Below are 25,828 nucleotides of genomic sequence, written 5' to 3'. Positions count from 1 at the left end.
GGCATCTTCATTCGGTACGGCTCAGAGGATGGAAAAGCGCAGGCCGAAGGAACGGCTTTCGCCAGGCTGGAGAATATTGAACTCGCCGGCCGCCTCAAGCTCGCTCCGCCCCACCCAGCGATGCGATACCGGCTCGATGCCGAGCACATTGGCCGGCGCCTGCTGGTTGCGCCACATCTGCAGATAGGGCAGCGTTTCCGTGCGAAAACGCACCGTCAGCGTCTTCCCGCCAATGGCCGCAATCGGTCCGAGCGAAAGCGACGCCCACTCGTCATCACCGGCGGCAACGCAGAAAACATTGCCCGGCTCCTCGCCGAAACGCCAGCCGTGGCCGCCACCATCCAGCATCGCGCCCTCAAGCCGCACGGCATCGTCGAAGAGGCGCGCGCCGACATTCATATGATACATCAGGAACACCGGGATGGGCCGCTCGGACGTGTTGACGATCCGGTCATCGAGGCTGACCTCGCCGCTCTCCCCGTCGATACGCCATGTCCGTTCCAGAAGGGCCGTGCCGCCATCGGCAAGCTTCACGGGAACCTCGACGCGCGCCAATGCATTGGACTCTTGAACATCGAACGCAATGACCGTCGCGGGATGCGAGGAAAAGGACCCATGCAGCGGATATCGACGTCCCTCACCGTCGCCATCGATCGGCTCGGGATGGCGGATATGGTCGGGGCCGCAGGTGAACAGAAAGCCTTCCAGAGAGTGGTCGATGCGCGCATCGCCATCGTCGGGAATGGCGCGGCCGGGCGCGATGTCGATGCCATCGACGACGCAGGAGCCGATATCGAAAACGGAGGTTTCATCGAGGAAAATGCGTGGCGATCTGCCAGCCTGAAACGAACGCAAGATAAACCTCCCTGTGACCTTGAAAACGCATGCTTCACGGAAACGCTACTAACCGTGACGGAAATTAAGATTGCATTAACCGCGAATTCACCTTTTTCACAATAGGGTCAAGATTGCGGTGTGTTTATCGGTGAACAAGTAAGGGATAGCAGAATCGTGAAACAGTTTCTTAACGCAGCTCTGGGTCTGACAGTCGCGCTGGCGGCAGCTATCGCCCCGCTACAGGCTGGCGCGCAGCAGCGTTATGGCGATCAGCAGACGATGCTGGTGACCCCTGATGGTCGTGTGCTCGACTTCATGCCGGAGCGCGGCGATATCGTCATCAGCCGCGATTCCATGGGACGCACGGTGTTTTACGACCAGTACGGCAATCTCCTCGCCACCGAAATGCCCTCGGGCTACCAGCAGCGGCAGCAGGCGCGCCAGCGCGACACCACCTATTATCCGCCCGCCCCCGGCGGCCAGTATCGTGAGCCGCAGCGCGACTACGGCTATCAGGAGAATGGCAGCGTGCGCGATTACCGCGAATATCGCGGCGATGGTTCCGACGAGAATTTCTACACCGGCTCCGTTCCCGCACCCGGTGCGGTGGAAAGCGGTCCGCTCGGCCAGCCGATGCCGGGCGAAAGCACCACCGCCGCCGTTCCGCAGCCGGACCACCTGATCGAGCGCCATACGCCGGTAACAACGCCCGTCAATCGCTCGCGCCAGGAAATCGTCGCGCTCCAGACATTCCTCGACCGTGAAGGCATCTCGCCCGGCGTTATCGACGGCAAGATGGGCGACAACGTCAACAAGGCGATTGCCGCCTGGCAGGACATGACCGGCGAGAAGCTCGACCCCAACAATTCCGATGACATTCTGGAGCGTCTGCGCGCATCCGGCGGCATGCCGATCGTCGATTACACCATTACCGCCGCCGACGCCGCCGGCCCCTACGTCGCCTCCATCCCGGACGACTATGCCGAGAAGTCGCAGCTGCCTGCCCTCTCCTTCACCTCAACGTCGGAAGCGCTCGCCGAACGTTTCCACATGGATGAGAACTATCTGAAGGAACTGAACCCCGGCATCGATTTTTCCGTGCCCGGCACCATCATCAAGGTCGTCAATCCGGGCGAGACGAAAAAGGGACAGGTTGCCCGCATCGTCGCGCATAAGGGCATCAAGCAGGTCTTCGCCTATGGTCAGGACGGCAATCTGATTGCCGCCTATCCGGCCACCATCGGTTCCACGGACACGCCCTCGCCAAGCGGCACGCACACGGTGGAGCGCATCGCGCTCAATCCCGGCTACACCTATAATCCGAAGATCAACTTCAAGCAGGGCCAGAACGACAAGATCCTGCAAATCCCGCCGGGTCCGAACGGCCCGGTCGGCACGGTCTGGATTGCGCTGTCGAAGCCGACCTATGGCATTCACGGCACGCCGGAACCCTCGAAGATCGGCAAGACCAACAGCCACGGCTGTATCCGCCTGACCAACTGGGATGCGACCGAACTGGCGAAAATGGTCCGCCCCGGCGTGGTGGTCGAATTCGCGGAATAGGATCGACCGAAAGAAAAAAGAAAAAGCCCGGCGGTTTGGTCCGCCGGGCTTTTTTCATTTGGTGGCGTTTCAGTCACGTTTTTCCGTGAGGAAATAAAGCAGGGCTGCCACCGGCAAGGCGAAGCCGATCCAAGAGGCGGCTTGCCATTCGCCGACGGCATAGGCCCAGCCGCCAACGGCGGAACCGATTGCGCCGCCCATGAAGAACGTCGCCATATAGATGCCGTTCAAACGGCTGCGGAATTCTGCTCCGAGCGTGAAGATGGCACGCTGGCCAAGCACCAGATTGGTGGTGACGCCGAAATCCAGAACGATGGCGGCGACCACCAGAATGGCGAGCGCCAGATGCGAGCCTTCTGGTGCAAGATGTGTGACGGCGAAGGAGAACGCCACAGCCACCAGGGCAAAGAAGGTGGCCGCACGCGTCCAGCCACGGTCCGCCATCCGCCCGGCAATCGGCGCGGCCACGGTGCCGGCCGCACCGGCCAGTGCGAAAAGCGCGATTTCACCCTGGCTCAGATTGAAATGCGGCCCGCTCAGATAAAGCGGCGTCGTGGTCCAGAACAGACTGAAGGCCGCAAACAGGAAGGCGTGATAGATCGCCCGTCGCCGCAGGATCGGCGTGTGCAGCGCCAGCCGGCCCATCGAAGCCATCAATGCGCCGTAGCTCAGCCGGGCATCGGGCATACGGGCGGGCAGAAGCCGGAAAAGCACCACGGCAAGAAGCGCCATGACGGCCGCCGAGGTCAGAAACACACCGCGCCAGGAGACCACTTCCGACAGCAGGCTGGAAACCGGCCGCGCCAGCATGATGCCGGCCATCAGCCCGCTCATGACATTGCCGACCACCCGGCCGCGAATGGCATGCGGCGCCATGTGGGCGGCATAGGGAACGATGACCTGCACCGCCACGGAACTGACGCCGACCAGAAAGGCCGCAATCAGAAACGGGGCCGCATGCGGCGCAAATGCTGCCGCCACAAGGGAAAGCACCGCCATCGCAACGGCGCTGACCACGAGCTTGCGGTTTTCAACGAGATCGCCGAGCGGCACGACAAACAGTAGACCGATACCGTAACCGATCTGGGTCAGGGTCACGATCAGCCCCGTCGCACCCGCAGAAAGACCAAGTTCCGCCCCGATGATACCGGCCAGCGGCTGGCCATAATAAAGATTGGCGGCAATCAGTCCGCAGGCTGTCGCCAAGAGGAACGTCAAGGCCGGGGAAATGGATGTTGCCTCGACATCATCCCCTTCAATTACACGCGTCGTCATCATTTTCTCCAATATGGAAACAATTGTTTCCTAAATAGTCACAAAATCACTCGGCAAGCTTCATGGCAATATCCACCACGGCCACCATGTCTTTGAGGCTGCGCCCCGTCTTTCCCACCACGCGCATGCCGTACATCATGCACAGCATCGCCCGGGCGAGATCATCGGGATCGGCCTTCGAACGCACGGAACCATCTTTCTGCCCTTCAGCAACGACGCGGGCGACAATTCGCTCCCTCGCCTTCACCGCCCGCTCGACCACGATTGCAATATCGTCATCCAGAGCCGCCAGATCGGCAGCAGCACCAACCACCAGACATCCGTCAGAGCCGACACCGCCATGCGACCGTTCCGCATAGAACATCAGGCCTGCCCTAACGCGCTCATAACCGGTATCGAAACCAGCCACCGCAGCCTCGAAACGCTCGGTCTGCACGATCCTGTAGCGTTCCATCGTGGCGATGAAGATGGCTTTCTTGTCCTTGAAAGCCTTGTAAAGACTACCCTGTGCCAGTTCCATCGCATCGGTAAGGTCACCGACGGAAGTGGCATGATAACCGCGTCGCGAAAAAACCCGAATCGCCCCATCGAGCGCGCGGTCGACGTCAAACTCGCGCGGCCTGCCGCGATGGCGCTGTTCCGGTGAATTGGTGTGGTTGATATTGCTCATGGCCGGAATATAGGAAACGATCATTTCCAAATCAAGCGAATAATGAAACCGGCGCGGAAAAACGTCGACCGATGCCCGAACAAGCTCAACGGCCGCCAATGGTCCAAGTCATCATCATCCGTCTGCGGTGATGAAGACCGCAGAAGGATAGAAGGCCGAAATCAATGTTTCAGGCGGCCTTGCGGGTGAAAAGGCGAGCCGGTTGCGTGCCGAGCCGCAAAAGACGTTTCGGCAGCAGGCCGACAACTTCGGTGGCGAAGGCTTTCGCGTTCTCCACCGCCTTGTCGATATTGCTGACCTTGTCCTTATCGAGACAGAGGAGCGTACCACCATAATCGAAAATATCGCGATAGGCCGCTCTCTCGACAATCGGCGTATTGAGAACCGAGACGTTCTTTTCCGCCAGCAGCATTTTGACGAGCAGCAGCGAACGCGTCGCCACCATGGCATTCACCCGCGTCAGTACGATTGAATGGGCGATAGCCTTGCCCATCTTGCGGTTCAGGAATTCGATGTGATCCAGAACTTCGGCAGCGCCGCGCGCATCCATGGCTGAACCTTGAACCGGGATCAGCACATGATCGGAAATACCGAGCGCCATGGTCAACAGCGGGCTTTTCGCGCCCGGCAGGTCGATGATGAAACAGTCGGTATTGGTTTTATTCTCGCGAATATGGCCTTCAAGCGAAGCCATCGTCACATGCGAAATCACCGAGAGATTTTCGATCTCGCCGGACAAGTCGTGCCAGCGGGAAATCCACAATTGCGGATCGGCGTCCAGAACCGTCACGCGGTGACCGCTGCGGGCCAGTTCGGTTGCCAGAAGCAGCACTGCTGTCGTTTTTCCGGCACCGCCCTTGGTATTGGCGAAAGTGATGACTGACATGACACCCCCTGTTGGTCAGAGCCGTTTCATGCTCATTCACGCACCGAAGCAATTCATGGTGCTTTCCATAACCTTAACGAACTTGGTTAAGAAAAGGCTAAGAACCGTTATGCCGCGCAACGAAAAGCCCGCGACCGGTTCGTCGCGGGCTTCATGAATTAGAGATCGTACGTGGCTCGCTCCCCGTGCAGGGCACGACGTTGCCACTCGTTTCTTCTTCCCACCGGGGAGAAGGTGGCCCGAAGGGTCGGATGAGGGGGCAACGTCAGCGAGAGACCGAGAGCTTGCCCCCTCATCCCGCTGCCGCGACCTTCTCCCCGGCGGGGAGAAGAAACAAGCGGCACCCTCTCAACCTCTCACAAACCTGACGAATAAAGGTCGCTCATCAAAAGCAGTCCTCGAACAACTTCTTCGTATTCTCCAGCGTCATCGGCACCGGATTACCGCCGCAGCTCGGATCCTTGATCGCTTCCGCCGCCAGTTCGTCGATACGATCCGGCTTGATGCCCATGGCGGTGAGATTCTCCGGCACGCCGAGTTCCCTGCGAAGCTCCAGCACATAGTCATAGAAGCCGTCGAAACCGCCGGAGATACCGAGATAGGCGGCCGCGCGGGCAATCTTGTCCTCGATGGCTGGACGGTTGAAGCGCAGCACCGCCGGCATGACGACGGCATTGGTCATGCCGTGATGGGTGTTGTAGACCGCGCCGATCGGATGCGAGAGCGAATGAATGGCGCCGAGACCCTTCTGGAAGGCAACCGCCCCCATCGCCGCCGCCGCCATCATGTTGGTGCGCGCTTCGATATCCGTGCCGTCCTTATAGGCGCGCGGAAGGAATTCCTTGACGAGCCGCAGCCCCTCCAGCGCCACACCGGCGCTCATAGGATGATAGAAGGGCGAGGAATAGGCCTCGAGGCAATGGGCAAAGGCGTCCATGCCCGTGCCCGCCGTGATGACCTTCGGCATGCCGACCGTCAGTTCCGGATCGCAGATGACGACGCCGGGCAGAAGCTTCGGATGGAAGATGATCTTCTTCACATGGGTCTGCGAATTGGTGATGACGCTGGCGCGGCCGACTTCCGAACCGGTGCCCGCCGTCGTCGGCACGGCGACGATGGGCGCGATCTTTGAAGCGTCCGCTCGGGTCCACCAGTCGCCGATATCCTCGAAATCCCAGACCGGGCGTGTCTGCCCGGCCATGAAGGCGATCGTCTTGCCGAGATCGAGGCCCGAACCGCCGCCGAAGGCGACGACGCCGTCATGGCCGCCATCGCGATAGGCCTTCACGCCGGCTTCCATGTTGATCTCGTTGGGATTCGGATCGACCTCAGCAAAGATCGCCCGGCCGAGACCCGCCTCTTCCAGCACGTCGAGCGCATGCGCGGTGATCGCCATATTGGCAAGGCCGCGATCCGTCACGAGCAGCGGCTTTTTGATGCCGAGCGTCTTGCAGGCTTCCGCCAGTTCCTTGATCCGGCCACGGCCAAGCTTGACGGCGGTGGGGTAGCTCCAGTTGGCGACGATATTCATTTCGTGACTTTCTTCAGATGGTAGGATTTCGGACGGGTCAGGTTCTGGAAGCCGAGGACGGAGAGCGAACCGCCACGGCCCGTTTCCTTCACACCGGTCCAGCAAAGCGCCGGGTCGAGATAGTCCGCACGGTTCATGAACACGGTGCCGGTTTCGATTTCGCGGCCGATACGCCCGGCCCGGGCGGCATCCTGCGTCCAGAGCGAGGCGGTCAGCCCGTATTTGCTGTCATTCATCAGCGCGATGGCTTCGTCGTCGTTCTTGACCTTCATGATCCCGACCGCCGGGCCGAAGGTTTCTTCGGTCATGAACTCCATCGAATGATCGACATTGACGAGCACTTGCGGCGCGACATAAGCGCTTTCGCCATCATCGGCGGGGAAAAGCTTCGAATCGACAAGCGCTTTGGCGCCCTTGGCGACGGCGTCCGCGATCTGCGCACGCACCACCTCGGCGAAACGCTTGTTGGCCATCGGCCCGAGCGTCGTTTCCTGCTCCAGCGGATTGCCGAGCTTGTAGTTCGAAACCCACGCCACGGACTTCTCGACGAATGCGTCATAGAGGTTTTCATTGACGTAGATGCGCTCGATGCCGCAGCAGCATTGCCCGGAATTATAGGTCGCGCCATCCATCAGCGTATCGACGGCGGCGTCGAGATCGGCATCCTCCATCACATAACCGGGGTCCTTGCCGCCGAGTTCAAGCCCGAGACCGGTGAAGGTGCCGGCAGCGGCGCGTTCGATGGCACGGCCGCCTTCCACCGAACCGGTGAAATTGACGAAGTTGAACAGGCCCTCGGAAATGAGCGCCGAGGTCGTGCCATGGTCGAGGAAGACATTGATGAAAACGTCTTCAGGCACGCCGGCCTCTACGAAGGCCCGCACCATGCGCTCGCCCACCAGTAGCGTCTGCGCCGCATGTTTGATGACGACCGTATTGCCGGCCATCAAGGCGGGCGCGACGGTGTTGATCGCCGTCATGTAAGGATAATTCCACGGCGCGATGACGAAGACCACGCCATGTGCTTCGCGCTCGATGCGGCGTTCGAAATTGCCGCTTTCCTCGATGACGAGGGGTGCCAGCGCATCGGCGGCGATGGAGGCGACATAGTTGGAGCGCTCGTTAAAGCCCTTGAATTCGCCACCATAGCGCACCGGACGACCCATCATATGGGCAAGTTCCGGCACGACCTCATCCACCATTTCATTGAGGCGGGCGACACCCTTCAGAACCAGCTGAACGCGGTCCTCAAGCGGACGCCGCGCCCAGTCCTTCTGCGCCTTGCGCGCCTTCGAAACGGCGGCCCGCGCCGCCTCCAGCGACATCGCCTCCCGCTCGGCATAAACCGAGCCGTCGATGGGCGAGATATTCTGGATCATGGTCATGATGTTTTCCCGTAATGATTAGGCTCGTTCGAAACCGCGCGCCACTTCCCAGTCGGTCACACGGCGGTCGTATTCTTCCTGCTCCCATCGTCCGGCATGCACGTAATGATCGATCACATCGTCGCCAAAGGCGTTGCGCAGCATTTTCGATCCGTCCAGAAAGGCAGTGGCGTCACGCAGGGTCTTGGGTATCTCGCGCACGTCCTTGCCGCCATAGGCATCGCCGACAAAAGCGGGCTCAAGTTCGAGTTTATTTTCGATGCCGTCAATGCCTGCCGCAAGCAGGGCAGCCATGGCGAGATAGGGATTGAGATCGGAGCCACCGACACGGCATTCGATGCGGATGCCCTTGGTGCCTTCGCCGCAGAGACGATATCCGGCCGTGCGGTTGTCAAGGCTCCAGATCGCCTTGGTGGGCGCAAAAGTGCCGGCCATGAACCGCTTGTAGGAATTGATGTAGGGTGCCAGAAAATAGGTGATCTCGCTCGCATGGGCCAGAAGCCCGGCAACATAATGCCGCATCAGCTGCGACATGCCATGCTCGGCGTCCTTGTCCAGAAACGCCGGGGTCTTGCCGTCGAGGCTCCATAGCGACTGGTGGATGTGTGAAGAACTGCCGGCGGCATTGTAGTTCCACTTGGCGAGGAACGTCACGGCCTTGCCCTTGGACCAGGCGATTTCCTTGGTGGCGTTCTTGATGATGGCGTGCCGGTCGGCCATGGTCAGCGCCTCGGCATAACGCACATTGATTTCCGCCTGACCGGGAGACGCCTCACCCTTGGAGTTTTCAACCGGAATACCGGCGCCCTGCAGGCCCTTGCGCAGCGCCCGCATGACGTCCTCTTCCTTGGTCGTCTGGAAGATATGGTAATCCTCGTTGTAACCGCTGGCGAGGTTCAGCCCCCTGTAGCCGCTGGCGCGCGCCGCATCGAAAGTCTGGTCGAACAGGAAAAATTCCAGCTCGGTCGCCATATAGGCCTTCAGCCCCATGGCCTCCAGTCGCGCCACCTGCTTTTTCAGGAGCGCGCGCGGTGAATGCGGCACTTCTTCATGGGTGTGATGATCGAGCACATCGCACAGCACCAGCGCCGTGCCTTCCAGCCACGGCACCCGCCGCAGCGTCGAAAGATCGGGTTTCAGCACATAGTCGCCATAACCCTTTTCCCAGCTGGAGGATTTGTAACCGGGAACGGTTTCCATCTCCATGTCGGTGGCAAGCACGTAATTGCAGCTATGGGTTTCCTCGAAGGCGCTTTCAACGAAGAACTCCGCCTGAAACCGTTTGCCCATCAGACGCCCCTGCATGTCGACAAGGCAGGCCAGAACCGTGTCGATGCGCCCCTCGGCGACATCCATCTTAAGCGCGTCGAATGTGTAGCTCGTCATTTTGTCCGTTCCCTTTATTGTCGTGGCCGGGCGGCCGGGATGCGGCCGCCCGTTTCGTTTGAGCATCAGGCCTTTGCAGCCGCTGCGGCAACCGCAGCCTGCTTGTGCTCCAGCGCGAACTCCTCTTCCGGCGACAGGATGAGGCGGTGGCGGCCGATGAAGGCAAAGTAGGCGATTGCCACGGCGAACCAGACCGCCACCCAGAGCACGCCCTTGGTGAAGTTCGGATCCTGGATCTGGTAAAGCAGCGTGACGATGGCGATAATCACCGTCAGCACCGCGCCCGGAATGCCGAAAGGCGAGCGGAACGGCCGCTCGATATGCGGCAGGTTCTTCCTGAGCAGAATGAAGGAAATCGCCTGCATGATGTAGGAGAACATCGCACCGAAGACGGCCATGTTCAAAAGCACGCTGCCGATGATGCTGCCACCCTGTTCCGCACCCAGCGCGAACCAGATGACGAGCATGACCGCCAAGCCGACAATCGCGCCGGTGATGTTGGCAACGTATGGCGTGCGATACTTGGAATGGGTGATCGACAGCACGGTCGGGAAGTAACCCGCACGCGACAGCGAATAGATCTGCCGGCCCTGCGCGTAGAGGATCGTATGGAAGCTGGCGATCAGGCCGGTCAAGGCAACGAGACCCAGCACCACCACGCCGCCATCGCCATAGATCGCCTTGAAACCATCGAGCAGCGGCTCAAGCGAGGAGCTGAGATGGAAGGCGCCGACGCCCGGCAGGGACGGGTTGAGCAGCACGATCATGAAGGCCGAAACCATCAGCGTGACCATGCCGAGGATGATGCCCTTCGGCATGTCGCGCTTGGGATCGACCGATTCTTCCGCCGCCAGCGGCAGTTGCTCGATGGCGAGGAACAGCCAGACCGCGAAAGGCAGCGTGGCGAGAACGCCCGAGAACCCGAAGGGGAAGAAGGAGCCGCCGCCTTCCGGCAACTCCACCGCCTTGCCGTCAGGTCCGACACCGATGTTGAGCGCAAAACGCGAAAAATCGATGTTTGGAATGGCGCTGATCCAGAAGAACACCAGAACGGCAAGCGAAATCAGCGTGATGACGAGCGTCACCTTGAAGGAAAGCTCAAGCCCGAAGACATTGAGCGCAAGGAATATCGCGTAAAACGCTATCCACACGAAAGGTGAATAGGCGGGATCGAGACCGAGAATGGAGTTCACATAGGCCGTGATGAAGGTGACGACGACCGCCGGCGTCAGCACATATTCGACATTCTCGCAAAGCCCGGTGATGAAGCCGCCCCATGGGCCCATGGCCGTGCGGGCGAAGGAATAGGCCGCACCCGTATGTGGCAAGGCCGGGCTCATTTCCGCAATCGAAAATGTCAGCCCGAGATACATGATGGCGATGATGATGCCCGCCACCAGCATGCCGCCCCAGCCGCCGGTGGAAAAGCCGAAATTCCATCCGGAAAAATGCCCGGAAATGACCGCACCGACGCCGAGCGACCAGAGCGACCACACGCCCGCATAACGGGATAGTCCGCGTTTTTCGAAATAGGATGCATCAGCCTTCTTGTAGCTGACGCCTGACGATGAACTGTCCATGCCCTTCTCTCCTGAATAAGAAAAAAACAAGCCAGTCAGCCGTTATTGGCCGATTGTGCCCCAGTTTCCGGCTTCACCCGGGAGTCTCCCGCGATTGGCCGCACGCACTTGCTGTTCCCTTGCCGCTTCGTGTTTTTCCGGCTGCATGGCCGGTTTTTATAAAATGGCGGCAGTCTCATCTGGCAGCCGGCCTCGGTGTTTTCACCGTCGGCCGGCCATAGCTCCCTCACTCATCGATCGATGAGAGCGCCTTCCCCATAAGCTCGTGGAGAAAACCGGCGATTGCCGCCTGCTCTCCTTCATTGGTGATGAGATCGTTGCGGATCTCGATCATGACGTTCAAAAGCCCATCCGGCAGCGCATGCAGCCGCAGCGTATGCGTCACGCCATCTTCCGGGCCGTAAGGATCGTTGCGATTGACCGTGAGCGAGGACCCGTCGGCACCCGCCAGCATCGCATCCGCGAGGCGGCTGTCGGTATCGTGCAGGATGCCGATCTCAACCTTTCGGAACCGGCCGTGATAAACCGGTGTGAAACTGTGGATGGTCACCACCACCACGTTGCGGCCGTCCGCCTGCCGCGCGGCGATGATCTCGCTCACCCGGTCATGAAACGGCACATAAAGTGCGGAGGTGCGGGCGAACCGCTCCGCTTCGCTGAGATCGAAATTGCCGGGAATATCGTAAATCTCGCTTTTCACCGGCATGGCGGAAGGCGATTCGGGCGGCCGGTTGCAATCATAGACGAGACGCGAAAACCGCTGATAGACGAGCGTGGCGTCAAGTTTTTCCGAAAGCAGCCGGGCAACGGCCAGAGCGCCCGGATCCCAGGCTGCATGGCTCGAAAGCACCTCCGGCAAAAGACCCAATGTGCCGAATTTCTGCGGAATGGTGGCAGAGGCATGTTCGCAGACGAGAAGGACGTCGCCCTTCGCCGCCGCATTCTCGATACCGACGGCCTGCCCTTCTGCTTCTGTGAAAAACCGTGACCGCAGCGTCATGCACGAACCCCACCCGGAACCCCCGCGTTCCGTCAACGCCGAAAAGAATTCTTCACATTATTGCGAGTGTCAAATGGAATTTTGAAATTTTCTCTTCATTTTCCCATTGACTCGATAGCTGGCACAGATGTTTATTTTAGCCATGCACCGGCAGAAGACCGGAAGGGGAAAAATTTGCGCAGCACGACGGCGACCGTGTCGGATGTCATTCATGCCCATTACGACGCACTGACCCGTTCGGAAAAACGGCTGGCGGAGAGCCTGCTCGGCAACTACCCCGTCTCCGGCCTCGGCAGCATCACCACCATTGCGGAAAATGCCGGCGTTTCGACGCCGACCGTAGCCCGTATGGTGCAGAAGCTCGGCTACAAGGGCTATCCGGAATTTCAGGCGCATCTGCACCAGGAACTGGAAGCGACGATTTCCGGCCCCATCGCCAAACATGACCGCTGGGCAACCAATGCGCCCGGCCTGCACATTCTCAACCGCTTCGCCGACGCCATCACCGGCAATCTGCGCGATACGCTGAGCGATCTAGACACCGCCGTCTTCGACAATGCCGCGGCGCTGCTTTCCGACCGCAAGCGCAGCATCTATTTCGTCGGCGGGCGCATCACCGGCGCGATTGCCGAATACTTCTTCACCCACATGCAGGTGATCCGGCCGAAGACGACGCTGATGTCGTCGAATTCCAGCGCCTGGCCGCAATATATGCTGAACATGAGCGCCGGCGACATACTGGTTATCTTCGACATCCGCCGCTACGAGCACGACATGACGACGCTGGCTGAAGTGGCCAAGGCAAACGGCGTGCAGATCATTCTCTTCACCGATCAATGGACATCGCCGGTGGCGCGCCATGCGCTGCACACTTTCCGTGTCAGGATCGAAGCGCCCTCGGCATGGGATTCCTCGGTCGTTACGCTGTTCGTGGTCGAAGCGCTGATCGAAGCGGTGCAGAACGGCACCTGGGATGAAACCAGGGAACGCATGAATGCGCTTGAAGGCCTGTTCGAACAGACGCGGCTGTTCCGCAGACCGGACAGAACATGAAACTACATAGCCGGGCAACTTGCTTGACGCGGATGCCGCACGCTGATTGGATACCTGTCATCGCTACCAGCACGATAAAGCAGGATAAGAAACCAAGCTGGGGAACATATCTGGCCACCACGGATCATGAGGGAATCTCCCGCAATTGCAGGCAAAAAAGCCGGGCGATGGCGGAAAACGGGCGTAAAGTGACGGAATCCGGATAAATAAATTGCAATCCAGCCGTCACATTAGCTTCATCGAGAATCCGTATCAGCGTCCGCAATATGAGAACACGAAGAGGAGAAAAAAGTGATCTCTCACTGCCGCCGACTGCTTGCTACGACCACTGCACTGGTCATCGCCTCCACCGCAATTGCCGCCGCTGAACCGAGCGCCGAGCTGATCGCGGCCGCCAAGAAGGAAGGCATGCTGACCACCGTCGCCCTGCCGCACGACTGGTGCGGTTACGGCGACGTGATTGCCGCCTTCAAGGCTAAATATCCGGAAATCACCGTCAACGAACTGAACCCCGACGCCGGCTCCGCCGATGAAGTCGAAGCCATCAAGGCGAACAAGGACAACAAGGGCCCGCAGGCTCCTGACGTCGTTGACGTCGGTCTCGCTTTCGGCCCGCAGATGAAGGCCGAAGGCCTCCTGCAGCCTTACAAGGTCTCGACCTGGGACGAAATTCCTGACAACGTCAAGGATCCGGAAGGTTACTGGTACGGCGACTATTACGGCGTCATGTCGTTCTTTGTGAACAAGGACCTCGTGAAGAACACGCCGAAGGACTGGGCCGACCTGCTGAAGCCGGAATATTCCGGTCAGGTCGCACTTGCCGGTCCCCCGCTGACATCTAACCAGGCAATTCTCGGCGTTCTCGCCGCCGGTCTTGGCCAGGGCGCGAAGTCCGGCAAGGAAGCCGGTGAAGCAGGTCTGAAGTATTTCGCCGACCTCAACAAGGCAGGCAACTTCGTTCCGACCGTCGGCAAGGCCGGTACGCTCGCACAGGGTTCGACACCAATCATCATCGCCTGGGACTACAACGCGCTGTCCTGGAAAAAGACGCTGAACGACAACCCGCCGACAGAAGTCGTCGTGCCTGAAAAGGGCGTTCTGGCCGGCGTTTACGTGCAGGGCATTTCTGCCTATGCACCGCATCCGAACGCAGCGAAGCTCTGGATGGAGCATCTCTATTCCGACGACGGTCAGCTCGGCTGGCTGAAGGGCTATTGCCACCCGATCCGCTTCAACGCAATGGTCAAGGCCGGCAAGGTTCCGCAGGAACTGATCGACAGCCTGCCGCCGGCAGCGGCCTACGAAAAGGCTATCTTCCCGACGCTCGAGGAAGTTGACGCCAACAAGGCTGCCGTTACCGGTGGCTGGGACAAGACAGTCGGCGCGAACGTCAAGTAAGTTGTTGAAAACGCACCCCGGCTGAAGAAAGGCCGGGGTGTTTCTTTCGTGATAACCGCAATATATAGACCGTTTTAAAACGGCGTGTGGGGACAAGGCATGCCATCAACCAACACCGGCGGACCATCCGACGCGGGCAGAAAGCTGCCGCTTCACTGGATAGGTGTGCTGCCATTTGTCGTATTTGTTGCGATGTTTCTGATCATGCCGACGATGAAGATCGTCATCGGTGCATTTCAGGATCCGAGCGGCAGTTTCACGCTCGCCAATATTGCTGGGCTTTTCACGCCGGCGATCATGGGCGCTTTTACGATATCGATAAAAATCAGCCTCGCGTCGTCATTGCTGGGGTGTTTGATCGGTTTTTCCGTTGCAGCCGCCGTCATACTTGGCGGCCTTCCCAATGTGTTGCGCGGGCCGCTGATGACCTTTTCCGGGGTTGCGTCGCAATTTGCCGGCGTTCCGCTGGCCTTCGCATTTCTCGCCACCCTCGGCCCGGTCGGCATATTGACGGTGTTCCTGAAATCCCAGCTGGGGATAGACCTCAGATTGATGGGCTTCAACCTCATCTCCTTCTGGGGGCTGACAATCACCTATCTCTTCTTCCAAATTCCGCTCATGATACTGATCATCGCTCCTGCCCTGGATGGGTTGAAGCGCGAATGGCGGGAGGCGGCGGAAGTTCTTGGCGCGACGGGAACGCAATATTGGCGATTTATCGCATTTCCCATCCTGCTGCCGTCACTGCTTGGCACATTCGCGCTCCTGTTCGCCAATGCTTTCGGTGCTGTTGCAACAGCAATAGCGCTGACCGGCTCTTCGCTTAATATTGCGCCCATTCTGCTTTTTGCCCAGATACGCGGCGACGTGCTCGGCGATCCCCATCTCGGTTACGCGCTTGCCTTCGGTATGATCGTCGTTACCGGTGTCGCCAACACACTTTATATCTGGCTGCGCGCCCGCAGCGAAAGGTGGCTGAAATGAAGCGTTTCTTCGCCTGGGGCGCGCTGATTTTCGGCCTGCTCTATTTCGCCCTGCCGCTGATCGGCATGACCAACTTCTCGCTGAAAATGCGGCGCGGCGAATACTCATTCGACGCCTATGGCAAGGTGCTGACCGATCCGCGTTTTCAGGAGACCTTCAGCTATTCTGTGGTGATGGCGCTGTTTACCATCGTTTTCGGCGTTCTGCTGGTGGTGCCCACCGCCTATTGGGTGCGCCTGAAACTGCCGGGTCTGCGGCCCTATATCGAATTCGTCACGCTCTTGCCGCTGGTCATCCCGGCCATCGTCATCGTCTTCGGTTATATCCGGCTTTACAACACCTCGAGCTGGCTGCCACTGACCGGCACGAGCTTCGGCACCAACCTGCTTTTGATGTTCGGTTATGCCACGCTGGCCTTGCCCTATATGTACCGCGCCGTCGATACCGGTCTCAGAACCATCGACGTGGCGACGCTGACGGAAGCAGCCCAAAGTCTCGGGGCGGGCTGGACGACCATCCTGTCGCGCATCATCCTTCCCAACGTTCTGGTCGCGGTGTTGTCCGGTGCGTTTTTGACCTTCGCCATCGTCATCGGTGAATTCACCATGGCGGCCCTTTTGAACCGCCCGGCCTTCGGCCCCTACATGCAGCTGCTCGGCGCCAACCGCGCCTATGAACCGGCCGCACTTGCCGTGATTTCCTTCGGCATCACCTGGGGTTGCCTGGGTCTGATCCAACTCGTTTCACGCTACCAGAAGGGCGCGCCTCCCAAGGCCTGAGGACAATATTTCATGAGCTTTTTGACACTTAGCAACATCAAGAAATCCTTCGGCTCCGTGCAGGTCGTCCATGATTTCAACATGGCCATCGAAAAGGGCGAATTCGTCTCCTTCCTCGGGCCATCGGGCTGCGGCAAGACCACCGTGCTGCGCATGATCGCCGGCTTCGAAACCCCGAGTGGCGGATCGATCGTCATCAACGGCAAGGACCAGACGGCGCTCAGACCGAACCAGCGCAATATCGGCATGGTGTTTCAGGCCTATGCGCTGTTCCCCAACATGAATGTCTATGAAAACGTCGCCTTCGGGCTCAAAGTCGCCGGCAAGCCGAAAGCCGAGATCGACGCCCGCGTGAAGGAAATGCTCCAGCTTATCCATCTGGAGCATCTGGCGGACCGTTACCCCTACCAGATGTCCGGCGGCCAGCAGCAGCGCGTGGCGCTTGCCCGCGCGCTCGCGCCGAAGCCGGAAGTACTTTTGCTGGACGAACCGCTCTCCGCGCTTGATGCGAAGATTCGCGTGTCGCTACGCGAAGAAATCCGCCAGATTCAGCAGAAACTCGGCATCACCACCATTTTCGTGACCCACGATCAGGAAGAGGCCCTGTCGATTTCTGACCGCATCGTCGTCATGAATGGCGGTCGCGCCGACCAGATCGGCTCCCCGTTCGATATCTACAACAAGCCCGCGACCCGCTTCGTCGCCTCTTTCGTCGGCACGCTGAACCTCATCGACGCCACTGTGGTCGATTCCTCATCCAACACCATCCGTGTCGGAGAGCAGCAGATCACCCTGCCGAAGCCGGTCGATGCAGCCACCGGCGAAAAAATCACGCTGGCGCTTCGCCCGGAGGCAGGCTCCCTGGGCAGCGATGCGAAAGGCGATGTCGCCATTTCCGGCCTCGTCACCTCCAGCCAGTTCCTCGGCTCCGTGATCCGCACCCGCCTCGATCTCGGCGGCTCGACCCTGTCTTTCGACATGTTCAACGATCCCGGCACAGCACCGCCCGCGGTCGGCGAGCAGGTGACGCTGAAATTCGCAGCCGGCGACCTGATGGTCATCAAGGACTAAAGCGCTTTTCCAGACGTGAAACCGCTTCGCCCATTTGCGGGACATGGTAGAGCAGGTATGACTTCGAACCTGCATACCAAACATGTGAGGCCATAATGCGCGCGCTTTTTTACGAACTGTTCGGCGAAACCCCGGTTGTTGCGTCGCTGCCCGATCCGGAACCGACCGATGGCGGCGTGGTCATCGAGGTAAAGGCGACCGGCCTCTGCCGCAGCGACTGGCACGGATGGATGGGTCATGACCCGGATATCCGCCTGCCGCATGTTCCCGGCCACGAATTCGCAGGCGTGGTCGCCGCCGTCGGCAAAAACGTCACCCGCTTCAAGACCGGCGACCGCGTCACCGTGCCCTTCGTCTCCGGCTGCGGTCATTGCCATGAATGCCGCTCCGGCAACCAGCAGGTCTGCGAGGCGCAGTTCCAGCCCGGCTTCACCCATTGGGGCTCCTTCGCCGAATATGTCGCCATCGATTATGCCGATCAGAATCTGGTGCACCTGCCGGAATCGATGACTTATGCGACCGCCGCCGGCCTCGGCTGCCGTTTCGCCACCTCCTTCCGGGCCGTGACTGATCAGGGACGCCTGAAGGGCGGCGAATGGCTGGCGGTCCATGGCTGCGGCGGCGTTGGCCTCTCCGCCATCATGATCGGCGCTGGCCTCGGCGCGCAGGTCGTCGCTATCGATATAGCCGAAGACAAGCTCGACCTTGCGCGGCAGCTTGGAGCAACCGCCACCATCAACAGCCGCGCGGTTGCCGATGTTGCCGAGGCGGTTCGCGAGGTGACGGGCGGCGGCGCGCATGTCTCTGTCGATGCGCTTGGCCACCCGCAGACCTGCTGCAACTCCATCAGCAACCTGCGTCGGCGCGGCCGCCATGTGCAGGTGGGCCTCATGCTGGCCGATCACGCCATGCCCGCCATCCCCATGGCCCGGGTGATCGCGCATGAGCTGGAGATCTATGGCAGCCACGGCATGCAGGCATGGCGTTATGAGGACATGCTGGCGATGATCGAAAGCGGCAGGCTCGCGCCGGAAAAGCTGATCGGCCGCCACATCACGCTTTCCGAGGCCGCAACCGCCCTGCCCGCCATGGACAGCTTTAAGGAAAGCGGCATCAGCATCATCGACCGGTTCGAATAGTGCAGGCTCCTGAGAGCGCCTGAGGTTTAGGGATTTTGCACCGCTCAGGCGCTCCTGCGTCCGAATGTCCGGACCGCAGTGGTTCCTCGCGCAGACGCATGGGCCGGCGATGCTGCCGGGACACGCGCCGCGTGATCCGTCTGGCTATCGCTCCATTGACGGGTTACCAGCTGTTTCTTGCGGACCTCCAGCGGGTCGGGGGTGTCCTCCTCCTCCTGCCGCTTATTTCCCGCAATTGCGGAGATCGTCGCCAAACGCGAAATCCACCGCACTAGCTGCATGCCCTTGTGCACAAGCACAAAGATACCAGCAATTGCGACCGCTATGATAATCACGAGGTTCCAGGGCGCGTCGCTGGCCCTCGCCGCCCGCTCCATGCGGTCTTTTGTCGTCGGATCAAAACCAAGCGTCGCATTCAGCCTGGCGATGTCAGCATCGCTGAGTCTGCTGTAACGCTCGCCGCGATACAGCACATAACCGCTCCTATCCCCGCTGTTGAGATAACCAATGTCGAATGCTTCCCCGTCGCGAAGAAAAGGCTCGTTATCCGGCAGATCGTAAACGAGATCGATCGTCTCGCCGCCGCCGAATCCGGGGATGGCAAAAAAGCGGGACTTCCGCGCCTCAGCTTCGCTCACGAATATCGCGGAAAATAGAAACGCGACCGAAAAAAGCGCAATATGCTTCATTCACTCTCTCCAACAACAACGAGAATGACAACAACTGGCATTGCTGAATTAATTTGAAGTTTATACTTACGATAATATCCTAAGTTTAAGATAAGTATTGCATATATCTAATATTGATCGATTTATTACCAGAAATGTACTGTACTAATTTATAATAAAATGAACTTCGAACGATTCGGCATGACGTATCTCCGCCAAAGTGCCAAACCATTGGTGCGAACAGCGCCCCACGTTAAGCCGCAATCACACGCAATTGCTTTGAGCATAGCGCCGCGATGATGCGACAGAGCGCAACGTCGGCGAACATGACGGATTAGATAAGGAACGCGACATGCTGTTTCTCGATAGCGTAACCATGAAAGAGACCCCGGACGGAAGAGACGACTATCCCTTCTCCGTTCCGGCGCTACGCCACCTGGAACGCCTCGAATTCAAGACGCCGATCACCTTTTTCGCCGGTAATAACGGCTCGGGAAAATCGACACTGCTGGAGGGTCTGGCGGCGGGAATGACGGCCTATGCCATCGGCAATCATGGCCAGGTCAAGGGTGATCTCTATCTCCAGCATGCCGAAACCGTGGCGAAGGCCTTCTATTTTGCCCGCAAAAAATATCCGAAGATCCGCATGTTTCTGCGCGCGGAAGACGTGCTTGGCTATATCCGTCGACAGAACGAGGAAGCACTGGACGATTTTCGCTGGGAGCGGGAAAAGGCTTTAAAAAACGGCGAGTATTTTCCGGAGGAAACGCCGGAGACATTTCGCGGGATTGTCAGGAACAACAGCCTCGACCGGCGATCGCATGGCGAAGGCTTCCTCGATATCATGCATCGGCGCCTGCATGGCGCCGGCCTCTATTTTCTCGACGAACCGGAAAGCCCGCTTTCGCCGCAAAAGCAGCTCGAACTGGCAGCCCTTATCCGCGACGCCGCCGATAGCGGCGGACAATTGATTATCGCTACGCATTCGCCGGTGCTTTTGGCGATTCCCGAGGCCACGATTTATTACTTCGATGAGGATGGCATCACCGAGCGCCTCTATGACGAACTGGAAAACATCAGCTTTCTGCGGCGCTTTCTCGATCGTCCCTCGAAATACCTGAGCGATTGAGCGTCGATAAGGCTTGAAATCCCGCCGCTCTTGCCGCATGCCCAAAAGTACTACGTAATTTAGAAAAGAAGCAGCCTCATGTCTCCCACCACCACACCGGCGGCAGCCCGGCCTCTTAACGGTCAGGATTACAAAACTCTTGGCCTTTCGGCCCTGGGCGGCGCGCTCGAATTTTACGATTTCATCATCTTCGTATTTTTCGCCACCGTCATCGGCCATCTGTTCTTCCCGCCAGAAATGCCCGACTGGCTGGTGATGATCCAGACTTTCGGCATCTTCGCCGCCGGTTATCTGGTGCGGCCGCTCGGCGGCATCGTGCTGGCGCATTATGGCGACCGTTATGGCCGCAAGCGCGTCTTCGCTTTCTCCATCCTGCTGATGGCACTCTCCACGCTGGGTATGGCGCTGATGCCGACCTATGCCACCATCGGCGTGGCCGCCCCCATCCTGCTCATCATCCTGCGCATGCTGCAGGGCGCGGCCATTGGCGGTGAAGTGCCGGGCGCATGGACCTTTGTTGCCGAACATGTGCCCTTCCGCCGCGTCGGCCTCGCCTGCGGCTTCCTCACATCGGGCCTTTCCTTCGGCATCATGCTGGGTTCGCTGATCGCCTTCGCCATCAACTCGCTCTTCACACCGGAAGACGTGGCCGGTTACGCCTGGCGCATTCCCTTCCTGCTCGGCGGTATTTTCGGCCTCATCGCCGTCTATCTGCGTCGCTGGCTGGAAGAAACGCCGATCTTCATGGAAATGAAAAAGTCGAAATCGCTGACGGACAAGCTGCCGCTCGGGCTGGTGCTGAAGCACCATATGCGCGGCGTGGTCATTTCCGCCCTGCTGACCTGGGTTCTCTCGGCCGCCATCGTCGTCACCACGCTGATGACGGCCACCTTCCTGCAGAAGCTTTACGGTTATACTCCGACGCAGGCACTCGCCGGCACCAGCTTCGGCACGTTGTTCCTGATCTTCGGCGTCATCATCGCCGGCGCGCTGATCGACCGTGTCGGCTCCGGCATCTTCTTCATGGGCGCCAGCATCTTCTTCGGCATCGCCACCTTCACCTTCTACAGCTATGCCGGCACATCGCTTCAAACCATGTTCGTGCTTTACGGCATCATGGGCCTGTCGGTCGGCATGGCCGGCGCGGTGCCATACGTCATGGTCCGCGCCTTCCCGGCCTCGGTGCGCTTCTCCGGCCTCTCCTTTGCCTATAACGTCTCTTATGCCGTCTTCGGCGGGCTGACGCCGATTGGCGTGACCACGGCGCTTGCGATCAACCCCATGGCCCACGCGTGGTATCTAGTCTTCATCGCCGTCCTCGCCTTCTGCATTGGCCTTTACCTCTATCTGCGCGGCAGCGAGGTGGAGAGCCATGTCGGGATCGAGGAACTGGCCGCGTTAAAGTCGTAAAAGACGACGTCAACGAAAAGCGCGGGGCATGCCCGCGTCGCTCGACGTCATCCTTGGGCTTGTCCCAAGGATCTAATCACAGTCGATAAAATCGAAACGTTGCAGATGCTCGGGACAAGCCCGAGCATTACGGAAGAGAGGTTTCAGGGCTTAGTCCCTGAAAGCTATTTGACCACCTTTGCCCAAAACCTCACGCCGCGCTATCAATTTCCTCGGCAGCATTCGTCGGTACGTAGTTCAGTACCGGCCCAAGCCAGCGCTCCACCTCTTCCACCGGCATATCCTTGCGGCGCGCATAATCGAGAACCTGATCGCGCTCCACCTTGGCGACACCGAAATAATAGCTTTCGGGATGGCCGATATAGATGCCCGACACGGAAGAGCCAGGCCACATGGCATAACTTTCCGTCAGCTCCACACCTGCCGCATTGGTGGCATCCAGCAAGGCAAACAGAGTCTTCTTTTCGGTATGGTCGGGCTGGGCCGGATAACCAGGCGCCGGGCGAATGCCGGCATAGGCTTCGCCAATCAACTCATCGCCGTTGAAGTTTTCCTGCGGCGCATAACCCCAGAATTCCTTGCGCACCCGCTCATGCATGCGCTCGGCGAAGGCTTCCGCAAAACGGTCGGCCAGCGCCTTGACGAGAATGGACGAATAATCGTCATTGGCCCGCTCGAAACGTTCGGCAATCGCCACTTCCTCGATGCCCGCCGTCACCACGAAGCCACCGACATAATCGGCAACACCGCTATCGACAGGCGCGACGAAATCGGACAGCGCCACATTGGGGCGACCGTCGCGCTTGGAAAGCTGCTGGCGCAGCGTGAAGAAGGTCGCCAGCTCTTGCCTGCGGTCTTCATCCGTGAACAGCCGGATATCGTCACCCACGGCGTTGGCCGGCCAGAAGCCGATCACCGCGCGCGGCCGGAACCAGTTTTCCTCGATGATCTTCTTCAGCATCGCCTGCGCATCGCTGTAAAGCTGCCGCGCCGCCTCGCCCTGCTTTTCGTCATCGAGAATGGCCGGGAAGCGGCCCTTCAATTCCCAGGTCTGGAAGAAGGGCGTCCAGTCGATGTAACGGGAAAGCTCTTCCAGATCATAAGTTTCGAACACCCTGGTGCCGAAGAATTGCGGCTTGACGGCGCTATAGGCCGACCAGTCGATCTTGTGCGCATTCTCGCGGGCGCGGGAAAGCGGCAGGCGCTGCTTTTCCCGCTCATTGCGGGCGTGCGCCTCCGCCACCTTGGCATATTCGCTGCGAATACCGTCGATGTAAGCGGGCTTCTGCTCGGCAGAGAGAAGCGCCGACACGACGCCCACCGCACGCGAGGCGTCGGTGACATAGATTGCCTGCCCCGCCTCGTAACGCGGATGGATTTTCACCGCCGTATGCACACGGCTCGTCGTCGCGCCGCCGATCAGCAGCGGAATATCGAAACCCTGCCGCTCCATCTCGGCCGCCACATGCACCATCTCGTCCAGCGACGGGGTGATGAGGCCGGAAAGGCCGATCACATCCACCTTTTCGGCAATCGCCGTTTCGAGGATTTTCGTCGTCGGCACCATCACGCCGAGATCGATGATCTCGTAATTGTTGCAGGCGAGAACGACGCCGACAATGTTCTTGCCGATATCGTGCACGTCGCCCTTGACGGTCGCCATCAGCACCTTGCCGGCGGCGCTGCGTTCCGCACCGCCGTTCTGGCGCTTTTCCTCTTCCATGTAAGGAAGCAGCACGGCAACCGCCTGCTTCATCACGCGGGCGGATTTCACCACCTGCGGCAGGAACATCTTGCCGGAACCGAACAGATCGCCGACCACATTCATGCCGGCCATCAGCGGCCCTTCGATGACGTGCAATGGACGCTCCGCCTTCTGGCGCGCCTCTTCCGTATCGGCCTCGATATATTCGGTGATGCCGTTGACCAGCGCATGTTCCAGCCGCTTTTCAACGGGCAGCTCGCGCCAGGAAAGGTCCTGAACCTTGGTATCCTTGGCGCCCGTACCACGGAAACGCTCCGCGACCTCCAGCAACCGTTCCGTCGCGTCGTCGCGGCGGTTCAGCACCACGTCCTCGCAGGCCTCACGCAGTTCAGGGTCGATATTGTCGTAAACCGCAAGCTGCCCGGCATTGACGATGCCCATATCCATGCCGACCTGAATGGCGTGGTAAAGGAACACGGCATGCATCGCCTCACGCACCGGCTCATTGCCGCGGAAGGAGAAGGACAGGTTGGAAACACCGCCGGAAATATGCGTCAGCGGCATGGTTTCGCGGATGGTCTTGGTGGCCTGAATGAAATCCACGCCGTAATTATTGTGTTCCTCGATACCCGTCGCAACGGCAAAGACGTTGGGATCGAAAATGATGTCTTCCGGCGACAGGCCCGCCTTCTCGGTCAGGAGCTTGTAGGCGCGCGAGCAGATCTCGACCTTGCGCTCGTAAGTATCGGCCTGCCCGACCTCATCGAAGGCCATGACCACGACCGCCGCACCGTAATTATGGACGAGCCGCGCCTGCTGGAGAAACTTCTCCTCGCCTTCCTTCAGCGAAATCGAATTGACGATCGACTTGCCCTGAACGCATTTCAGGCCGGCCTCGATGATCTCGAACTTGGATGAGTCGATCATCACAGGCACACGGGCGATATCCGGCTCGGCGGCGATGAGGTTCAGGAACTCCACCATCGCCTTTTCGGAATCGATCAGACCCTCATCCATGTTGATGTCGATGATCTGCGCACCGTTTTCCACCTGGTCGCGGGCAACCGCCAGCGCCGCCGTGTAATCGCCGGCGGTGATGAGCTTGCGGAAGCGGGCCGAGCCGGTGACGTTGGTGCGCTCGCCGACATTGACGAAGGGAATGTCCTTGGTCAGCACGAAAGGCTCGAGGCCCGAAAGCGACATGAAGGGCTTATGCTCGGGAATTTCGCGCGGCTTGTAACCTTTGACAGCCTCCGCAATCGCCCGGATATGCTCCGGCGTCGAACCGCAGCAGCCGCCGACGATGTTGACGAGACCGTCGCGGACAAAGCCCTCGACCTGACGCGCCATCATCTCAGGTGTTTCGTCGTACTGACCGAATTCATTCGGCAGGCCGGCATTCGGATAGGCGCAGACGAATGTATCGGCCACGTCAGACAGTTCCTGCAGATGCGGACGCATGGCGTCGGCACCCAGCGCGCAGTTCAGGCCGATGGTGAAGGGATTGGCATGGCGCACCGAGTTCCAGAAGGCCGAAGGCGTCTGGCCGGAAAGTGTGCGGCCGGAAAGATCGGTAATCGTGCCGGAGATCATCACCGGCAGGCGGATGCCCTTCTCCTCGAAACGCTCCTCGCAGGCGAAAATCGCCGCCTTGGCGTTCAGCGTATCGAAAATCGTCTCGATGAGGATGATGTCGGCGCCGCCATCGATCAGGCCATCGATCTGCTCGCCGTAAGCAATACGCAGGTCGTCGAAACTGACGGCGCGGTAACCGGGATTGTTGACGTCAGGCGAAATGGACGCCGTGCGGTTCGTCGGGCCGATGGCGCCCGCCACGAAACGGCGGCGGCCATCTTCCCGCTCGGCGCGCTGGGCGGCACGGCGGACAATCGCGGCACCCTCGCGGTTGAGGTCGTAGACGGCATTTTCCATCTCGTAATCGGCCTGCGCGATACGCGTCGACGAAAAAGTATTGGTTTCGAGAATATCCGCACCCGCCATGGCGTAGCGGTAATGGATGTCTTCAATGGCATCCGGCTGGGTCAGGATCAGAAGGTCGTTATTGCCCTTCTGGTGACAGGCGCAGCCAATAAAACGATCGCCGCGAAAATGGTCTTCGTCAAAACCCAGCCCCTGGATCTGCGTGCCCATGGCGCCATCGAGAATGAGGATGCGTTCGCTGGCGGCATCGCGCAACGCCTTGAAAATTTCCGCGCCGTCACGCTTTGCCCCTTCAGGGCCGAACAGATCGTCAAACACGGGCACACTCCTCATTTCGATTTGCAAGATCGCAAGCCGTCAAGTCACATAAAGATATGTTTATGTCAATATATCTTCAAGAGACAGGCATGGCTTTGCGCAGTTGCAGCACGTTACGAA

General features: G+C 59.5%; 20 protein-coding genes. 9 read left to right on the top strand and 11 right to left on the bottom strand.

Annotated elements, in window-relative coordinates; genetic code table 11:
• Positions 1-21 precede the first annotated feature (21 nt).
• On the bottom strand, positions 22-855 hold the full coding sequence (locus ACQZ40_RS11015) for an aldose 1-epimerase family protein (RefSeq protein WP_174039499.1): 834 nt from the start codon (positions 853-855) through the stop codon (positions 22-24).
• Between the two features lie 156 nt (positions 856-1,011).
• On the opposite strand from ACQZ40_RS11015, the gene ACQZ40_RS11010 reads away from it, so the two are divergent.
• Entirely contained in the window at positions 1,012-2,400 is a 1,389-nt protein-coding gene (locus ACQZ40_RS11010; protein ID WP_220317221.1) for a L,D-transpeptidase family protein, read from the top strand.
• A 69-nt stretch (positions 2,401-2,469) separates the two neighbouring features.
• Here the strand turns inward: ACQZ40_RS11010 and ACQZ40_RS11005 are convergent, their stop codons facing one another.
• The 8 genes from ACQZ40_RS11005 to ACQZ40_RS10970 form a co-directional block, all read right to left on the bottom strand.
• The gene (locus ACQZ40_RS11005; protein WP_448747939.1) at positions 2,470-3,675 is read right to left on the bottom strand and encodes an MFS transporter; all 1,206 of its coding nucleotides are present in this window, start codon (positions 3,673-3,675) and stop codon (positions 2,470-2,472) included.
• 46 nt (positions 3,676-3,721) lie between these two features.
• On the bottom strand, positions 3,722-4,369 hold the full coding sequence (locus ACQZ40_RS11000) for a TetR/AcrR family transcriptional regulator (protein ID WP_080857055.1): 648 nt from the start codon (positions 4,367-4,369) through the stop codon (positions 3,722-3,724).
• A 145-nt stretch (positions 4,370-4,514) separates the two neighbouring features.
• Complete coding sequence (locus ACQZ40_RS10995; RefSeq protein WP_065655791.1) at positions 4,515-5,231, bottom strand: ParA family protein; 717 nt, start codon at positions 5,229-5,231, stop codon at positions 4,515-4,517.
• A gap of 385 nt (positions 5,232-5,616) precedes the next feature.
• A complete protein-coding gene (locus ACQZ40_RS10990) occupies positions 5,617-6,762 on the bottom strand; it encodes an iron-containing alcohol dehydrogenase (protein WP_078051835.1) in 1,146 nt (381 codons plus the stop codon).
• Positions 6,759-8,147 (bottom strand): aldehyde dehydrogenase family protein, encoded by a 1,389-nt coding sequence (locus tag ACQZ40_RS10985; protein WP_448747938.1) that lies wholly within the window; start codon positions 8,145-8,147, stop codon positions 6,759-6,761. Before ACQZ40_RS10985 ends, ACQZ40_RS10990 begins: the two co-directional genes overlap by 4 nt.
• An 18-nt stretch (positions 8,148-8,165) precedes the next feature.
• Positions 8,166-9,533 carry a glutamine synthetase family protein gene (locus tag ACQZ40_RS10980; RefSeq protein ID WP_448747937.1) on the bottom strand — a complete coding sequence of 456 codons (1,368 nt, stop codon included), beginning with the start codon at positions 9,531-9,533 and terminating at the stop codon, positions 8,166-8,168.
• Between the two features lie 65 nt (positions 9,534-9,598).
• Positions 9,599-11,113, bottom strand: coding sequence for an amino acid permease (locus ACQZ40_RS10975; RefSeq protein ID WP_065655788.1), 1,515 nt, complete (start codon positions 11,111-11,113; stop codon positions 9,599-9,601).
• Positions 11,114-11,339: 226 nt separating this feature from the next.
• Positions 11,340-12,113 (bottom strand): N-formylglutamate amidohydrolase, encoded by a 774-nt coding sequence (locus ACQZ40_RS10970; protein ID WP_142846467.1) that lies wholly within the window; start codon positions 12,111-12,113, stop codon positions 11,340-11,342.
• A gap of 174 nt (positions 12,114-12,287) precedes the next feature.
• On the opposite strand from ACQZ40_RS10970, the gene ACQZ40_RS10965 reads away from it, so the two are divergent.
• The 6 genes from ACQZ40_RS10965 (at position 12,288) to ACQZ40_RS10940 (ending at position 18,537) form a co-directional block, all read left to right on the top strand.
• Positions 12,288-13,166 carry a MurR/RpiR family transcriptional regulator gene (locus ACQZ40_RS10965; RefSeq protein ID WP_003522811.1) on the top strand — a complete coding sequence of 293 codons (879 nt, stop codon included), beginning with the start codon at positions 12,288-12,290 and terminating at the stop codon, positions 13,164-13,166.
• Positions 13,167-13,457: 291 nt separating this feature from the next.
• Positions 13,458-14,564: an ABC transporter substrate-binding protein gene (locus ACQZ40_RS10960; RefSeq protein ID WP_065655786.1), complete on the top strand. Its 1,107-nt coding sequence runs from the start codon at positions 13,458-13,460 to the stop codon at positions 14,562-14,564.
• 99 nt (positions 14,565-14,663) lie between these two features.
• Positions 14,664-15,548 (top strand): ABC transporter permease, encoded by an 885-nt coding sequence (locus ACQZ40_RS10955; protein WP_065655785.1) that lies wholly within the window; start codon positions 14,664-14,666, stop codon positions 15,546-15,548.
• On the top strand, positions 15,545-16,327 hold the full coding sequence (locus tag ACQZ40_RS10950) for an ABC transporter permease (protein WP_078051828.1): 783 nt from the start codon (positions 15,545-15,547) through the stop codon (positions 16,325-16,327). Before ACQZ40_RS10955 ends, ACQZ40_RS10950 begins: the two co-directional genes overlap by 4 nt.
• Positions 16,328-16,339: 12 nt before the next feature.
• On the top strand, positions 16,340-17,398 hold the full coding sequence (locus ACQZ40_RS10945) for an ABC transporter ATP-binding protein (RefSeq protein WP_078051827.1): 1,059 nt from the start codon (positions 16,340-16,342) through the stop codon (positions 17,396-17,398).
• Positions 17,399-17,493: 95 nt separating this feature from the next.
• Positions 17,494-18,537, top strand: a complete 1,044-nt coding sequence (locus tag ACQZ40_RS10940; protein WP_433822748.1) for a zinc-dependent alcohol dehydrogenase family protein — start codon at positions 17,494-17,496, stop codon at positions 18,535-18,537.
• Between the two features lie 44 nt (positions 18,538-18,581).
• Here the strand turns inward: ACQZ40_RS10940 and ACQZ40_RS10935 are convergent, their stop codons facing one another.
• Complete coding sequence (locus tag ACQZ40_RS10935) at positions 18,582-19,226, bottom strand: hypothetical protein (RefSeq protein ID WP_448747936.1); 645 nt, start codon at positions 19,224-19,226, stop codon at positions 18,582-18,584.
• 331 nt (positions 19,227-19,557) lie between these two features.
• Here ACQZ40_RS10935 and ACQZ40_RS10930 point away from each other — a divergent pair, with 331 nt between their 5' ends.
• Both ACQZ40_RS10930 and ACQZ40_RS10925 read left to right on the top strand, forming a co-directional pair.
• Positions 19,558-20,334, top strand: coding sequence for an AAA family ATPase (locus ACQZ40_RS10930; protein ID WP_443407838.1), 777 nt, complete (start codon positions 19,558-19,560; stop codon positions 20,332-20,334).
• 78 nt (positions 20,335-20,412) lie between these two features.
• Complete coding sequence (locus ACQZ40_RS10925; protein WP_448747935.1) at positions 20,413-21,744, top strand: MFS transporter; 1,332 nt, start codon at positions 20,413-20,415, stop codon at positions 21,742-21,744.
• Positions 21,745-21,934: 190 nt separating this feature from the next.
• On the opposite strand, the gene metH is transcribed toward ACQZ40_RS10925, so the two are convergent.
• Positions 21,935-25,708 (bottom strand): methionine synthase, encoded by a 3,774-nt coding sequence (gene metH / locus ACQZ40_RS10920; RefSeq protein ID WP_448747934.1) that lies wholly within the window; start codon positions 25,706-25,708, stop codon positions 21,935-21,937.
• Between the last annotated feature and the right edge of the window lie 120 nt (positions 25,709-25,828).

It is taken from the genome of Agrobacterium sp. 16-172Ci (assembly GCF_053522725.1).
The sequence above is the reverse complement of the archived record's forward strand: the minus strand, read 5'-3'. Positions and strand labels throughout refer to the sequence as shown.

Coding starts and splice junctions, on each gene's coding strand:
- ACQZ40_RS11005 (WP_448747939.1), bottom strand. CDS start 3,675: ATGACGACGCGTGTAATTGAAGGGGATGATGTCGAGGCAACATCCATT.
- ACQZ40_RS11000 (WP_080857055.1), bottom strand. CDS start 4,369: ATGATCGTTTCCTATATTCCGGCCATGAGCAATATCAACCACACCAAT.
- ACQZ40_RS10995 (WP_065655791.1), bottom strand. CDS start 5,231: ATGTCAGTCATCACTTTCGCCAATACCAAGGGCGGTGCCGGAAAAACG.
- ACQZ40_RS10990 (WP_078051835.1), bottom strand. CDS start 6,762: ATGAATATCGTCGCCAACTGGAGCTACCCCACCGCCGTCAAGCTTGGC.
- ACQZ40_RS10985 (WP_448747938.1), bottom strand. CDS start 8,147: ATGACCATGATCCAGAATATCTCGCCCATCGACGGCTCGGTTTATGCC.
- ACQZ40_RS10980 (WP_448747937.1), bottom strand. CDS start 9,533: ATGACGAGCTACACATTCGACGCGCTTAAGATGGATGTCGCCGAGGGG.
- ACQZ40_RS10975 (WP_065655788.1), bottom strand. CDS start 11,113: ATGGACAGTTCATCGTCAGGCGTCAGCTACAAGAAGGCTGATGCATCC.
- ACQZ40_RS10970 (WP_142846467.1), bottom strand. CDS start 12,113: ATGACGCTGCGGTCACGGTTTTTCACAGAAGCAGAAGGGCAGGCCGTC.
- ACQZ40_RS10955 (WP_065655785.1), top strand. CDS start 14,664: ATGCCATCAACCAACACCGGCGGACCATCCGACGCGGGCAGAAAGCTG.
- ACQZ40_RS10950 (WP_078051828.1), top strand. CDS start 15,545: ATGAAGCGTTTCTTCGCCTGGGGCGCGCTGATTTTCGGCCTGCTCTAT.
- ACQZ40_RS10945 (WP_078051827.1), top strand. CDS start 16,340: ATGAGCTTTTTGACACTTAGCAACATCAAGAAATCCTTCGGCTCCGTG.
- ACQZ40_RS10940 (WP_433822748.1), top strand. CDS start 17,494: ATGCGCGCGCTTTTTTACGAACTGTTCGGCGAAACCCCGGTTGTTGCG.
- ACQZ40_RS10935 (WP_448747936.1), bottom strand. CDS start 19,226: ATGAAGCATATTGCGCTTTTTTCGGTCGCGTTTCTATTTTCCGCGATA.
- ACQZ40_RS10930 (WP_443407838.1), top strand. CDS start 19,558: ATGCTGTTTCTCGATAGCGTAACCATGAAAGAGACCCCGGACGGAAGA.
- ACQZ40_RS10925 (WP_448747935.1), top strand. CDS start 20,413: ATGTCTCCCACCACCACACCGGCGGCAGCCCGGCCTCTTAACGGTCAG.